At 33.3% G+C, this 13,233-nt stretch carries 14 protein-coding genes; 10 read left to right on the plus strand and 4 right to left on the minus strand.

The annotated features are described in order from the left end of the window. Window positions 1-8: 8 nt before the first annotated feature. The 7 genes from AC0L0O_RS10350 to AC0L0O_RS10380 all read left to right on the plus strand — a co-directional run bounded on the left by AC0L0O_RS10350 (window position 9) and on the right by AC0L0O_RS10380 (window position 8,013). Window positions 9-1,493, plus strand: coding sequence for an aldehyde dehydrogenase family protein (locus AC0L0O_RS10350; protein ID WP_473785748.1), 1,485 nt, complete (start codon window positions 9-11; stop codon window positions 1,491-1,493). Between the two features lie 107 nt (window positions 1,494-1,600). Beyond that, window positions 1,601-3,091, plus strand: coding sequence for an alanine/glycine:cation symporter family protein (locus AC0L0O_RS10355; protein WP_000436999.1), 1,491 nt, complete (start codon window positions 1,601-1,603; stop codon window positions 3,089-3,091). Between the two features lie 30 nt (window positions 3,092-3,121). After that, window positions 3,122-3,559: a carboxymuconolactone decarboxylase gene (locus tag AC0L0O_RS10360; RefSeq protein ID WP_170933233.1), complete on the plus strand. Its 438-nt coding sequence runs from the start codon at window positions 3,122-3,124 to the stop codon at window positions 3,557-3,559. Window positions 3,560-3,776: 217 nt separating this feature from the next. After that, on the plus strand, window positions 3,777-4,280 hold the full coding sequence (locus AC0L0O_RS10365) for a GNAT family N-acetyltransferase (RefSeq protein ID WP_001180581.1): 504 nt from the start codon (window positions 3,777-3,779) through the stop codon (window positions 4,278-4,280). Between the two features lie 224 nt (window positions 4,281-4,504). Then, window positions 4,505-5,170: a lytic polysaccharide monooxygenase gene (locus AC0L0O_RS10370; RefSeq protein ID WP_000850061.1), complete on the plus strand. Its 666-nt coding sequence runs from the start codon at window positions 4,505-4,507 to the stop codon at window positions 5,168-5,170. A 161-nt stretch (window positions 5,171-5,331) separates the two neighbouring features. Further along, window positions 5,332-6,261: a manganese-dependent inorganic pyrophosphatase gene (gene ppaC / locus AC0L0O_RS10375; protein ID WP_000416849.1), complete on the plus strand. Its 930-nt coding sequence runs from the start codon at window positions 5,332-5,334 to the stop codon at window positions 6,259-6,261. 105 nt (window positions 6,262-6,366) lie between these two features. Further along, entirely contained in the window at window positions 6,367-8,013 is a 1,647-nt protein-coding gene (locus tag AC0L0O_RS10380; protein ID WP_000481341.1) for a M3 family oligoendopeptidase, read from the plus strand. A gap of 18 nt (window positions 8,014-8,031) precedes the next feature. On the opposite strand, the gene AC0L0O_RS10385 is transcribed toward AC0L0O_RS10380, so the two are convergent. After that, window positions 8,032-8,229 carry a DUF4017 family protein gene (locus AC0L0O_RS10385; protein ID WP_000790449.1) on the minus strand — a complete coding sequence of 66 codons (198 nt, stop codon included), beginning with the start codon at window positions 8,227-8,229 and terminating at the stop codon, window positions 8,032-8,034. Window positions 8,230-8,390: 161 nt separating this feature from the next. On the opposite strand from AC0L0O_RS10385, the gene AC0L0O_RS10390 reads away from it, so the two are divergent. From AC0L0O_RS10390 to AC0L0O_RS10400, 3 genes are all read left to right on the plus strand, one after another. Beyond that, entirely contained in the window at window positions 8,391-9,596 is a 1,206-nt protein-coding gene (locus AC0L0O_RS10390) for a hypothetical protein (RefSeq protein WP_001059719.1), read from the plus strand. 20 nt (window positions 9,597-9,616) lie between these two features. Beyond that, window positions 9,617-10,066 (plus strand): DUF6884 domain-containing protein, encoded by a 450-nt coding sequence (locus AC0L0O_RS10395; protein ID WP_001253254.1) that lies wholly within the window; start codon window positions 9,617-9,619, stop codon window positions 10,064-10,066. A gap of 298 nt (window positions 10,067-10,364) precedes the next feature. Beyond that, a complete protein-coding gene (locus tag AC0L0O_RS10400) occupies window positions 10,365-10,622 on the plus strand; it encodes a hypothetical protein (protein WP_075395891.1) in 258 nt (85 codons plus the stop codon). On the opposite strand, the gene AC0L0O_RS10405 is transcribed toward AC0L0O_RS10400, so the two are convergent. The 3 genes from AC0L0O_RS10405 to AC0L0O_RS10415 form a co-directional block, all read right to left on the minus strand. Further along, window positions 10,567-11,019: a hypothetical protein gene (locus AC0L0O_RS10405; RefSeq protein ID WP_000877585.1), complete on the minus strand. Its 453-nt coding sequence runs from the start codon at window positions 11,017-11,019 to the stop codon at window positions 10,567-10,569. The two genes, AC0L0O_RS10400 and AC0L0O_RS10405, sit on opposite strands and share 56 nt — an antisense overlap. A 133-nt stretch (window positions 11,020-11,152) precedes the next feature. Beyond that, on the minus strand, window positions 11,153-11,509 hold the full coding sequence (locus AC0L0O_RS10410) for a hypothetical protein (protein ID WP_000606238.1): 357 nt from the start codon (window positions 11,507-11,509) through the stop codon (window positions 11,153-11,155). 128 nt (window positions 11,510-11,637) lie between these two features. Next, a complete protein-coding gene (locus AC0L0O_RS10415; RefSeq protein ID WP_001991557.1) occupies window positions 11,638-12,261 on the minus strand; it encodes a hypothetical protein in 624 nt (207 codons plus the stop codon). Between the last annotated feature and the right edge of the window lie 972 nt (window positions 12,262-13,233).

Below are 13,233 nucleotides of genomic sequence, written 5' to 3' on the forward strand. Positions count from 1 at the left end.
GAGCATATATGTTAACGACAAATATTGAGTTGAAACCAAAAGTGAAAGCGTTTTTAGATGAAGAGATTAAAATGTTTATTAATGGTGAATTTGTTCCTTCTATTAGTGGAAAGACGTTTGAAACATATAATCCAGCAACAGAAGATGTTCTTGCAGTTGTTTATGAAGCACAAGAAGAGGATATTGATGTGGCAGTAAAAGCGGCGAGATCTGCATTTGAATCAGGACCTTGGGTGGAAATGACTACTGCTGAAAGAGCACATCTTATTTATAAATTAGCAGACTTAATTGAAGAGCATGGAGAAGAATTAGCACAGCTAGAAGCTTTAGATAATGGAAAACCATATCAAGTAGCACTTGATGATGATATTGCAGCGACTGTAGAAAATTATCGCTATTATGCAGGATGGGCTACAAAAATTATCGGGCAAACCATTCCGATTTCAAAAGATTACTTAAATTACACACGCCATGAACCTGTTGGCGTTGTAGGACAAATTATTCCTTGGAATTTTCCGCTCGTTATGTCTTCTTGGAAAATGGGAGCTGCGCTAGCAACAGGTTGTACGATCGTATTAAAACCAGCAGAACAAACTCCTTTATCTTTATTATATACAGCGAAGCTCTTTAAAGAGGCTGGTTTTCCAAACGGTGTTGTAAACTTTGTTCCAGGGTTTGGTCCTGAAGCAGGAGCTGCAATTGTAAACCATCATGATATTGATAAAGTAGCCTTTACGGGTTCAACAGTTACTGGAAAATATATTATGCGTCAATCTGCAGAAACAATTAAACATGTAACGTTAGAACTGGGTGGTAAATCACCAAATATCATTTTAGAAGACGCTGATTTAGAAGAAGCGATTAACGGTGCATTCCAAGGTATTATGTATAATCACGGTCAAAATTGTAGTGCTGGATCTCGCGTGTTCGTTCACCGAAAACATTACGAAACAGTCGTAAATGAACTTGTGAAAATGGCGAATAACGTGAAACTTGGAGCAGGTATGGAGAAGGACACGGAAATGGGTCCACTCGTATCTAAAAAGCAACAAGAGCGTGTGCTACATTACATTGAACAAGGAAAAGCTGAAGGCGCTACTGTTGCTGCTGGTGGTGAACGTGCATTTGAAAAAGGTTATTTTGTACAGCCAACAGTATTCACAGATGTTACGGACGATATGACGATAGTTAAGGAAGAAATCTTCGGTCCTGTTGTCGTTGTACTTCCATTTGATTCGACGGAAGAAGTAATTGAAAGAGCAAATCGTTCGTCATATGGACTTGCAGCGGGCGTATGGACACAAAATATTAAAACAGGACATCAAGTTGCCAATAAGTTAAAGGCAGGAACAGTATGGATTAATGATTATAACTTAGAAAATGTAGCGGCACCATTTGGTGGGTTTAAACAATCTGGTATCGGCCGTGAGTTAGGTTCATATGCACTTGATAATTACACAGAAGTGAAAAGTATTTGGGTAAATATAAAGTAATAGAGAGATGAAATAATGAGATAGACGGACAACTGGAAGTTTTAATAATAGTTGTCCGTTTTCTCATATATAAAATAGTTTTCTAAAGAATGATAAGGGGGATTTGGATGGAGCAATTAGTAGAGTGGTTAGTAGGGCAAGTGTGGAGTATTGGTTTAGTTGTTTTCGCGTTAGGAGCAGGTGTGTATTTTACAATTGCAACTCGTTTTCTTCAAATTCGTTATTTTAAAGAGATGATTAAACTATTATTTGAAGGGAAGAGCTCAGAAACGGGAATATCATCCTTTCAAGCATTTTGTTTAGCTTTATCAGGTAGGGTTGGAATAGGTAATATTGCAGGGGTCGCGACAGCTATCGCTTTTGGCGGGCCTGGAGCTGTATTTTGGATGTGGGTAATGGCTCTTTTAGGAGCAGCTAGTGCCTTTGTCGAATCAACATTATCTCAAATATATAAAAGTAAAGTTGGAAATGAATATCGCGGTGGTACACCGTATTTCATTGAAAAAGGCTTAAACATGAAATGGTTTGCAGTCATTGTAGCGGTCGTTGTAACACTTTCATATGGTGTTTTATTACCAGGTATTCAATCTAGTAGTATCGCAGTTGGATTCGAAAACTCTAATGGGATTAGCAAATATATAACTGGTATCTTGTTAGTTGTATTATTAGCAGCAATTATTTTTGGTGGTGTAAAGAGAATTGCTGGCGTTTCTCAAATGCTCGTTCCATTTATGGCAATTGGTTATGTAATTGTTACATGTATCGTATTAATTGCGAATGTAACAGAAATCCCAAGTATGTTCGCTTTAATTTTCTCAAGTGCTTTTGGTGTGAATGAAATGTTTGGTGGGATCGTCGGTGCAGCAATCGCGTGGGGCGTAAAGCGCGCTGTATTTTCTAACGTTGCTGGCGTTGGAGAAGCGACGTATAGTTCGGCCGCGGCTGAAGTATCTCATCCAGCAAAACAAGGGTTAGTTCAAGCATTTTCTGTATACATTGATACAATTGTCGTATGTACAGCGACAGCTCTTATGATCTTAATAACAGGTATGTATAATGTTATACCTGAAGGGAAAAGCGCTATCGTAAAGAATATAGGGAATGTTGATGCGGGTCCAATTTATACACAACAAGCAGTTGAAACTGTTATGACAGGGTTTGGTCCATTATTCATTTCAATCGCAATTTTCTTCTTCGCATTTACAACATTACTTGCATACTACTATATCGCTGAAACGACACTTACTTATTTAGACCGTGAACTTAAGCATAGTTGGTTAAAACCAGTTTTGAAAATTGGATTTTTAATTATGGTTTACATCGGTAGTGTAGAATCAGCATCGCTTTTATGGAATCTTGGAGATTTAGGAATCGGTAGTATGGCATGGTTAAACTTAATCGCGATTCTACTATTAAGTAAAATCGCATTAAAAGTGTTAAAAGATTATGAAACGCAGAAAAAAGAAGGGAAAGATCCCGTGTTTGATCCTAAAAATGTGGGAATTGAAGGTTTAACATTTTGGGAAGAAAGAAGTAAAGAGGTTGCAAGAAAAAACTCAAAAGAACAAGCGGTAGTGGATGATAGTCTGAAATTGTAGTTTTAATAAACAGAATATTCATTCTACTTAGTGAGGTATATTGCCTTCCTTTCATCACATACTACAATAGGTACAGATAATTTGAATGGAGGGAATAATATGGAACACGAACAACATCATAGTTCAGTAAATGACGTTCTACATCATTATAAAGAAGGAATCGGTAGTTTTACAAACCAAATTCCTGAAATTGCTGAAACATATAATGCATTCACGCAAGCTTGTTTTCAAGAGGGCACTTTAACAAAAAGGGAAAAACAACTTATCGCATTAGGAATTAGTTTAGCAACGCAAGATGAATATTGTACCATTTATCATACAAAAGGTTGTCTTGATCAAGGGTGTTCAGATAAGGAAATTCTAGAAGCATGCGGTGTTTCAGCAGCATTTGCTGGTGGAGCTGCGATGAGTCAAGCAGTAACTTTAGTGCAAGAGTGTTTAACAGAACTGAAAAATCAAAAGCATTGAATAAAAAAACGTTTTAAACTTTATGTTTAAAACGTTTTTTTATGTGAAATTAAATTTTTATTCACTTTAATATTCTATATCTTCATAAATCGAATTCTCTACATCAGAAAGAACTTTGTATATGCTCTTACCAATTATAGATTCTAATAATTTCATCTTAGTATTTCATTGTTCCTTCGTTTAAAATTATTACAATGAAACAAAAGGGGGATTAGTAATGCAAAATTTAGTAATTGAAGAGATTAAGCAAATAAAAGATGATGTGGAAGAGCTTTCTAACCTTTTGAAAACGGTTGTAGATGATGGAGCGTCAATTGGTTTTTTACCTCCACTGGAACAAAAAGAATCAATAAAGTATTGGCAAACTGTTATAGCGCCAGAAGTGATCTTATATGTCGCTAAAATAAACAATCAATTGGCAGGGAGTATTCAATTACATTTAGTTACAAAGCCTAACGGAATTCATAGAGCCGAGATTTGTAAGTTAATGACTCATCCAAACTTTAGACGTAATGGTATTGGACGTTTACTTATGCAAAAAGCAGAGGAACGAGCGAAGCAAGAAAATAGGTCTCTTTTAGTGCTAGATACGAGAGAAGGAGACCCTTCCAACAGATTGTATAAATCATTGGACTATCAAGAAGTTGGAAAAATACCAGAATACGCAATATCTCCAAATGGTAATTTAGATGCCACAGTTATTTATTATAAATTTTTATAAGTGATGATTAAAATGCTATCATGCTTAAAATAATAAAGTTCGATTTTTAACACCGTCTATATTTCTCTAGCGGTGTTATTTGAATTTAATTAATGTGCTAATTGAATTTGAGAAAGTTTTTAGAGGGTTCTTTTAGTAATGTTCCTCGACTTATAATGGATGTAGAGAAGATGACTAGGCAACTATAGTTATTTTCGCTTTATTATGGGAAAGGGGATGACGAGATGAAAACGAAAGGTTTACAGAAGGTGAAGAAAGTTATATTAAGTGGTGGGATATTACTTACAGGATTGTTAACTTTCGGTTTTTCAGAAAAAGCTTCAGCTCATGGATACGTAGAATCACCAGCGAGCCGTTCTTATTTATGTAAGCAAGGGGTAAATGTAAATTGTGGTCCGATTCAATATGAGCCGCAAAGTGTAGAAGGAATAGGTGGATTCCCACAATTAGGACCTTCTGATGGACAAATCGCAGGAGCTGGCCATTTCCCTGCTTTAGACGTTCAAACAGTTGATAGGTGGAAAAAAGTTACGTTAAACGGCGGGACGAATACATTTAAGTGGAAACTAACTGCACCTCATAGTACGAAAGAATGGAAATATTATATTACGAAAAAAGATTGGAATCCAAATAAGCCACTATCACGATCTGATTTAGATTTAGTACCTTTCTATGTGAAAAATGATGGAGGAGCTAGACCTGGAACTTCAGTAACACATGAAGCAAATGTACCAACTGATAGAAATGGATATCACCTTATTTTAGCTGTGTGGGAAATAGCGGATACTGGAAATGCATTTTATCAAGTGATAGATGTTAACCTTGTAAATAACGGTTTAGCATCAAATAACGTGCTAAATCATGTAGTGCAAGTTCCTACATTATTTTAAATAAAGTATACATTTTGATCATCTAATTCATTTTAGATGATCTTTTTTATAAAAAACGATGAAAAATATAGAAGAAAGTGCAATTATTTATAAAAAATTATGCTTTAAATATTGTCATATTTGCTTCTTTAAGATATCCTTTTCATGAAGAGGTGGAAAACATGGAAAAAGTACTAGTTTTCGGGCATAAAAACCCAGATACAGATGCAATTTGTTCTGCAATTGCTTATGCAGAATTGAAAAAAGAATTAGGAATGAATGCTGAGCCTGTACGTTTAGGTGAAATCAGCGGTGAAACTCAATTTGCGTTAGACTATTTTAAAGTAGAAGGACCGCGTTTTGTTGAGACAGTTGCAAACGAAGTGGACAACGTTATTTTAGTAGACCATAACGAGCGTCAACAAAGTGCTAACGATATCGAATCTGTTCGTGTGTTAGAAGTTATTGATCATCACCGTATTGCTAACTTTGAAACAAGCGATCCTATTTACTACCGTTGTGAGCCAGTTGGTTGTACAGCTACAATCTTAAACAAAATGTACAAAGAAAACGGCGTTACAATTCGTAAAGAAGTTGCAGGTTTAATGTTATCTGCAATCATTTCAGATTCTTTACTATTCAAATCTCCAACTTGCACAGAGCAAGACGTAGCAGCAGCTCGTGAATTAGCGGAAATCGCTGGTGTAGATGCTGACAAATACGGCTTAGAAATGTTAAAAGCTGGTGCTGACTTAAGCGGAAAAACAATGGAGCAATTAATCTCTCTTGACGCTAAAGAATTCCAAATGGGTAATGCGAAAGTTGAAATCGCACAAGTAAACGCTGTTGATACAAATGACGTTCTTGTACACCAAGCGGAACTTGAAAAAGTTATCTCTGCAGTAGTAGAAGAAAAAGGTTTAGACCTATTCTTATTCGTTGTAACTGATATCTTAACTAACGATTCTGTCGGTCTTGCGATCGGTAAAGCAGCAAACATTGTTGAGAAAGCATACAACGTATCTCTAGAAAACAATACTGCTACATTAAAAGGTGTTGTATCTCGTAAGAAACAAATCGTACCAGTATTAACAGAAGCATTCCAAGCTTAATATTATTGAGTATGATTTAACAAAAAGACAAGTAGTCAGATTGGCTACTTGTCTTTTTCTTTCTCTAAAAAACAGAAAATTAGAATTTTAAAAGGAGAGTTGTGTATGTTTAATGATTTGGAGAGTAAATTACAGTCACTTTTAGAGCGAAATATTACTTCTGTTTTAGAATTAGAAAATTGGCTTTTCGATGAATTGCGTGTAAACGCTGAAATAGAAGAGAAGATAACAAGTAGTTTAATCGCCACGTATAGAGATACAGATAACAGAAATATGCGTGATTTACATATGTATAATCAAAATACAATTCAACCACTTTTAAAAAGATACAATGCAAAGTTTGACCAAAAATTTATAGAGTGTCCGTTTTCTAACTTATTAGACGAGCGAAAATATGAATTTATGAAAAAAGCAAGATTTGTAAAGAGTAAAATGTTTAATGAAAAAAACATTGCTCTTTCTATTAAAGGGCAAGAGTGCATTACGAAGTATAGAGAAATAATGTCTAACATAACAATTAATTGGGAAGGCGAGCAAAAGACGTATGCACACGTTAAAGCAAAGCTAGATAACCCAAATAGAGCTATTCGCAAAAAAGCTTGGTACGCTTTATGTGAAGCAAGGAGTGTAGTGAAACCAGAAGTGGATCGTATTATGAATGAACTTATACAATTGCGGAATGAGATAGCTTTAAATGCAGGGTTTAATAATTATAGTGAATATGCTTTTAAACAAAAAAACAGAGATTACAGTATTGATGATTGCTATAAGCTCCATGAATCTATAGAAAAGTATGTTGTACCAATTTGGAAACAGTTAGGAAGTATTTCTAAAAAGAATCTCGATGTAAAAACGTATCGCCCTTGGGATCTTTCTCCATGTAATTTACCAAAAGCCCCATTCCAAAATGCTATTAATTTATTGGATGGGGTGGAAGAAATGTTTCGGACGACAGATTTATATTTTTATGAGAAATTTATTCATATAAGGAAAGCTGGATGCATTGACGTAGAAGAACGTGAAAATAAAGCAGCAGGAGCTATTTGTTTTACCTTGCCTCATAGTAAAGAGGTTTTTGTGTATTCTAATTTTAGTCCTTCATTTTATGCAATTAATGCACTTATACATGAAGTGGGGCATGCATTTCATTTTTATAAACAATTTAAAAACGATAGTAGTATGCAGGAAAGATATCTGCGCGAAGAGGTGGCTGAACTTTATTCCCTCAGTCTTGAGTTATTAGTAATGGATAAGCTGAATGTTTTTTATAAGCAAGAGGATGAATATAAAGAAGTGCAACGCGTACAAATATATCGTGCTTTGTCTTTATTAATGTCGTCAATTGCGGGAGATGTATTCCAGCACTGGATCTATGAGAATCCAAACCATACACCAGAAGAACGTGATAAGAAATACGCCGAAATATGCAAAAGATATCAATATTCAACAGTCGACATTGCAGGATTAGAGGATGAAATTGGTGCAAGTTGGATAGAGTCATTTCACTATGTTCAGTTTCCTTTTTATAAAATTGAATATGCAATTGCACAAATAGGAGCAATGCAATTGTTTCAAATTTACTGGGAAGACCCAGAAAAAGCGATTGATTTCTTTAAAGAAGGTGCGAGTGCAGATTGGAATTTATCTATACAAGAAATATATGAAAAAACAGGTGTCACGTTTGATTTTTCGGAAGAAAGGATAGAAAGTACTGCAAGTGTTATTTTGGATTTGATCAATGAATTAAAATAAGGATAGCATTCGCTATCCTTATAACTGTTTATTCGTAGATTTTTTCTTGTTTATATAAAATGTAATAATAGCTGTAATTAGGAAAATAGGTAGGGCATACGCTTGTCCAACAAACAATTTCCAGCCAATATGATTATAGCCTTGGGATGATGGAGCGATCATAGCGATTATGCAAACAATAATATAAAGTACTAGTGCAGGGGTTATATTTTTCATTTGTTCACCTCCTTTTCATAAAATCATCACATGTATATTTGTATAATACATTATAGTTTGAGATAAAATATATGTTTTTCTAATAATTATGTAAATAAAAGGGTTGTTTTTAAGTGGAATAGAATAGGTGTATGTAGAATGATATAGGGGTGTTACATATAATGAACAATATACTAAACCAAATAAAAAAAGAAGTAAATATGGATTTATTAAATGGGCTATGGCCTGGTTTTAAGAGGGCTGCATTTGCATTATATGATGATGAACATGTGTATGTATTTCATCATCCTCTATTTTTGAAAGATAATGATGAGTATAGAGTTTTAAAGTGGGAGGAACAATTTAAAGGTGATACTTGCATTCTATTCAAAGATTATCCAACTGCCATCGTAAATATGAATAGATATAAAGATTATGCAAGTTTACTTGCGATTGTGGTGCATGAACTTTTTCATTGCTATCAATATTTAAATAAAGAAAGTAGATTTCCAAATGAATCTCTAGGATTTCAATATCCTATAATAGAAGAAAATATACAATTGCGAAATAAAGAACGAATTTGTTTATATGATGCGGTTCATTGCAAGTCACAAGCTGAGAAAAATAATTATATTAAGCAATTTATTGAATTAAGAGAGCAAAGAGCTAGTGTTATGGGAGAAGCTTTTATAACATATGAGTATATGGTTGAAAGTATAGAGGGGCCTGCTTGGTATGTTGAAATGAATGCCTACAATACAGTATGTAAAAGTGATGAAAGCGACACATTACGAAAATATAGCGGCCTCATTTTAGATGTATATGATGCTAATTGTAACATGAGAAAGAGCTGCTATAGTTCAGGAATGCTTTTATGTTTATTATTAGATGAAATCCTCCCTGAATGGAAAATAAGTTTCTTTAATAGTGATAAATCGTTATATGCTTTTTTAAAACAAAATATAAATGTGGATTTGAGTTTAAATAATGAAATTACAATAAGTAAAGAAACGAAGCAAATCCTTCATTTTGTTCAAAACGAAAGAGACAAGGAGATTAAGCAATTCTATGGTGAAGAAGGGTATGATCTGTATATTGTAGGGGATATAAAATTAAATTCGTTTAATCCAATGAATGTAAAGTTAAACGGAAATAAAGTATTACATAAAACATTTTTAAGTGTAAGTATACATAATAAAACATATATGATAAATCAGCCTGTTTTAGCATCATTTGAAGAAGATTTTAAAAATATGACACAAGTTCATATTATAATGAATGAAAAACCGATAGAAACAAAAAATGGTTGGAACGTAGTGGGGATTGGAGAGATAGAAGCTGAGTATGAAGAAGTAGAGAATTCTCTATTTTTATATTTAAAAAGTTAGAAATGAGGTAAGAAAAAACGATGAGAAGGTTATGCATAATTCCATGCGGAAAGAAGAAAATTTGGGATAAGTATCCTGATTACGGACCGATGGAGGCAAAGGATGTATATATTAGCCCATTCGGAAAAGCATGTCAGGCGTATGCAACAATGTTTTTTGAGAATTGGGTTATATTATCGGCGAAGCATGGATTTTTAAGACCAAATGATATTGTACTAGAAAACTATGATCTTGCATTTGATTCAAAGAGTGATGAGATTATTAGTATGGAACAATTAAAACAACAAATGATTGAAAAAGATTTGCTTCAGTTTGATGAAATTGTTTTACTTGCAGGTAAGAAGCATAAGAAGGTAGTAACACAATTATATCCAAAAGAAATCATTACGTATCCGTTAGCAGGCTGTAAAGGGATTGGGTATATGTTACAGAGGTTGAAAGGGGCTGTTGGGGAAGGGAAAGAACTATAGCCGACTTGTTGTGTGAGCTTTTTCGTTATATATATTGTGAGCGAGAAGATAAAAAATACATATTGATTTCAAGCCCATATGGGGCTTTTTTCTTTGTAGTAATCCCTTTAAATATATTAGGTACAACTAATAGAAAAGTATAACATTTATAATTATACTTTTAAAAATTAGAATATAGACTAGCAAACAAGCATTTTTATACTTTCAAACATAGAATATGATGAATTCTAATTAGGAGGATGCATATTCATGGGGAATCATTGGAATTGTAGGCGTTCATTTTGGGACGATTTAATGTTTGGAAGATGTGGATGTAGGAATTGTCACGAATGTCGTTGCAAAGAGAAACCGAAGTGCGATTGTGAAGAGTGTTGCTGCAAGAAGAAACCGAAATGTGATTGTGAAAAATGTCATTGTAAAGAGAAACCGAAATGCCATTGTAAACAGGGAGGGTATTAATAATAAAAAGAGTACGTTAAGTACTCTTTCATTTTATAAGGTTATATTCCATCATCAACAGATTTTTTTACAATTTTCCATTTATCTTGTTTTTTAATCTTTATAGCTACATGAGTTCCAGTAGATTCCTTATAAAAGATATATCCATTGTTTGCGTTCACATATGTCAATGGTTCACCTATGCAATCTTGTGAACAAGATTTATTGATAATCTCAATTAAGGATAGTTCGTTCGGATCTGCCCTACTCGCATCTATAATAGTATCAAGGTCTGTTTTACGATAACCTTGTAAATTTACTTGGAAATTTTGTTCAATTTCTCCTGTAATACTAGTATTCATTACTTCAACTGAATTTTTCTTTTCTTGTAGAAATCCGTTTTCATAAAGTAATTTTGTATAACCAACCCATGCGATTAAAACTAGCATGATAAACATACTACATATTTTAAGTGTTCGAAGGCGTTTACTAACTATCGTTTCTGAGTATTTCATTCACTTTAATCCTCCAATGTTTTTAATTTAAAGTATGCCTCAATACATATTTTTAGAAGAAGGATAGAATTTAACGAGTTCTAGATAAAAAAGAAAGCATCTGAAGTTAGATGCTTTCTTTTTAGTATTTTCACTATCTGTTCGTTACCTGTTTCATAAGTGGTCTAATTTCTTTAACGGGTGGTTTTTTATCATAGGCATCAACGTAAGAAAAGTAATAATTTAAGTTTCTGAGAAGTCCTTTTCCTATTTTAGCACTTAAAAAGGGAAAGACTTGTCCAGTATAATCATCAAGAGATTTACAGTAGTATTTTTCATCTAAATATATACTGTATTTACATGTTAGTTCTACTAGTGAGTTCCCTTCATCATCAATTACTTCCTTAGAATCAATAATGTCTATTAATGCAAATTTTTCATTCAGATATACTTTCTTTTTTTTCTCATGTTTATTTGTAAGTATAAATACGAGACCAATGGCGTTAATCAAACTATTTCCTCCTATAAAAAACGGATATTAATAAAATATATCGATATAAGCTAAATGTAAAGAGCTTGGTGAAATATCCTTAATAGAAAGCTTAACAAGCCGATTTGTTTTTTCAAATCGGCTTGTTGTTATTGAAATACTTGCGGGAATTGCTGTACGATTGCGTTTGTTATCATGTCGGACATTTCTAAAGCTTCTTTTTCAACTTTATCGTACAATTTTACTCCTGCTTCATAATCTTTATTTAGAAAGGCAAGTGCTTCTGCTTTTGTTAATGCTAAATGTTCATAAAACATTTTTCTAAATGCTTCTTTATCTATATATGGGTTAATGCTAGTAAGAAACGCAACAATTTCATCACCGTTAGCGTACCATTTTTTCTCTATAGCGGCAGCTGCATTTTGGTCACCAGCTTTTGCGGCTTTAACAAGATCCGCTGCAATTACTAAGTGGTCTTTAATTAATGCACTATATTTTTTCACTGCATCTTTACCATAGAATGGTTCAAGAGATAGTCCCATATGTGTTGCATTTTGAAGAAGCCGTCCAACAGTAACGTTTACGTCAGGTAAATTGAAAACAATACTTATAATAGCTAATCTCGTCCAAGCGACATGTTGTTCCCATAAAGAACGCATATAACCTTTTAAAAAATTCTCGTTTTTACTAATTCGGTAGTTACGTGCAGATACATCAAAGTTTACATAAGGATTATGATAGGGGGAGTAATACGATTGCCAATATGAATACATAAATAGTAACACTCCTTTGAACATGTATAACTCAAAGTATGATGAAAATTTATTTTTAGTTACGTGTCCTAGATTAATTTCAAAAAATGATATGGAAAAAGATGAGGAATTTTATTGTGGTATATATAAATAAATAGAATATAAAGTAAAAGAGGCTCTGCAAGGGAAGTTGCAGAGCCTCAAAAGGGTATTGCCGAGATGTCGGACTCGACTACGTAATATTATCATAAAATTCTATTAAAAAAACCTGGTAAATGTGTCCAATTGAAAGTGAGTCTTTAATAAAGTGAAAGGAACCTGCTTCCCGCGGCAGATCCCTTTCACTAGATAATGTCGATGAGCAAAAACTCATCTGGAGTACTTTTATAATAGCAAGTGAAATTCGTTTTGTGTATTGAGAAAAAAGAATTAGATAATTAAATGTTAAGCATTTATATTTTACCTTTTGTGATTATTACCATTTGTAGTGAGTGGATTAAGATTATAAAATGGCGATAAGATTTATAATTACATCTAATAGTGTTATGAAATATATAATAATAAAAAAAGACCCGCTTATATAAGCGGGTCAACTTAAGGGGTTTATCCAACAGAATATTTCATATGATAACAACTGTATTGTAGTAAGTCTATAAGGTTTATATTGAGAAAATGATTATGAATGATCTATTTCGTACGTGTATTAACGTTTAAAAAGTTGAGAAAGAAAATGAAAAAGCTTTCTATAAGAAAATAATGGCTGGTACTTATAATATGATTCATATTTCCACGCGTCATTATTTGAGAATTGGAGTTGGTTTGGTACGGTTTTTTGTTTGATGGAACTCATATTACGGTGCTTCATATAGTAACCTCCTGAATTCATATGTATAAGATTAGTAGTATTCAAGGAGAATTAATAAAATGTGTATTTATTTTAAAAATTATTATAGTGCTAATCATTCTCTAAAACGTAAAGAAGCATAAAGTAAT

It is taken from the genome of Bacillus sp. GS3m_15504, from assembly GCF_055825275.1.

What these genes read in the sequence shown, in the direction of transcription:
- AC0L0O_RS10350 (WP_473785748.1), top strand. Translation starts at nt 9, where the DNA reads ATGTTAACGACAAATATTGAGTTGAAACCAAAAGTGAAAGCGTTTTTA.
- AC0L0O_RS10355 (WP_000436999.1), top strand. Translation starts at nt 1,601, where the DNA reads ATGGAGCAATTAGTAGAGTGGTTAGTAGGGCAAGTGTGGAGTATTGGT.
- AC0L0O_RS10365 (WP_001180581.1), top strand. Translation starts at nt 3,777, where the DNA reads ATGCAAAATTTAGTAATTGAAGAGATTAAGCAAATAAAAGATGATGTG.
- AC0L0O_RS10370 (WP_000850061.1), top strand. Translation starts at nt 4,505, where the DNA reads ATGAAAACGAAAGGTTTACAGAAGGTGAAGAAAGTTATATTAAGTGGT.
- ppaC (WP_000416849.1), top strand. Translation starts at nt 5,332, where the DNA reads ATGGAAAAAGTACTAGTTTTCGGGCATAAAAACCCAGATACAGATGCA.
- AC0L0O_RS10380 (WP_000481341.1), top strand. Translation starts at nt 6,367, where the DNA reads ATGTTTAATGATTTGGAGAGTAAATTACAGTCACTTTTAGAGCGAAAT.
- AC0L0O_RS10385 (WP_000790449.1), bottom strand. Translation starts at nt 8,229, where the DNA reads ATGAAAAATATAACCCCTGCACTAGTACTTTATATTATTGTTTGCATA.
- AC0L0O_RS10390 (WP_001059719.1), top strand. Translation starts at nt 8,391, where the DNA reads ATGAACAATATACTAAACCAAATAAAAAAAGAAGTAAATATGGATTTA.
- AC0L0O_RS10395 (WP_001253254.1), top strand. Translation starts at nt 9,617, where the DNA reads ATGAGAAGGTTATGCATAATTCCATGCGGAAAGAAGAAAATTTGGGAT.
- AC0L0O_RS10405 (WP_000877585.1), bottom strand. Translation starts at nt 11,019, where the DNA reads ATGAAATACTCAGAAACGATAGTTAGTAAACGCCTTCGAACACTTAAA.
- AC0L0O_RS10415 (WP_001991557.1), bottom strand. Translation starts at nt 12,261, where the DNA reads ATGTATTCATATTGGCAATCGTATTACTCCCCCTATCATAATCCTTAT.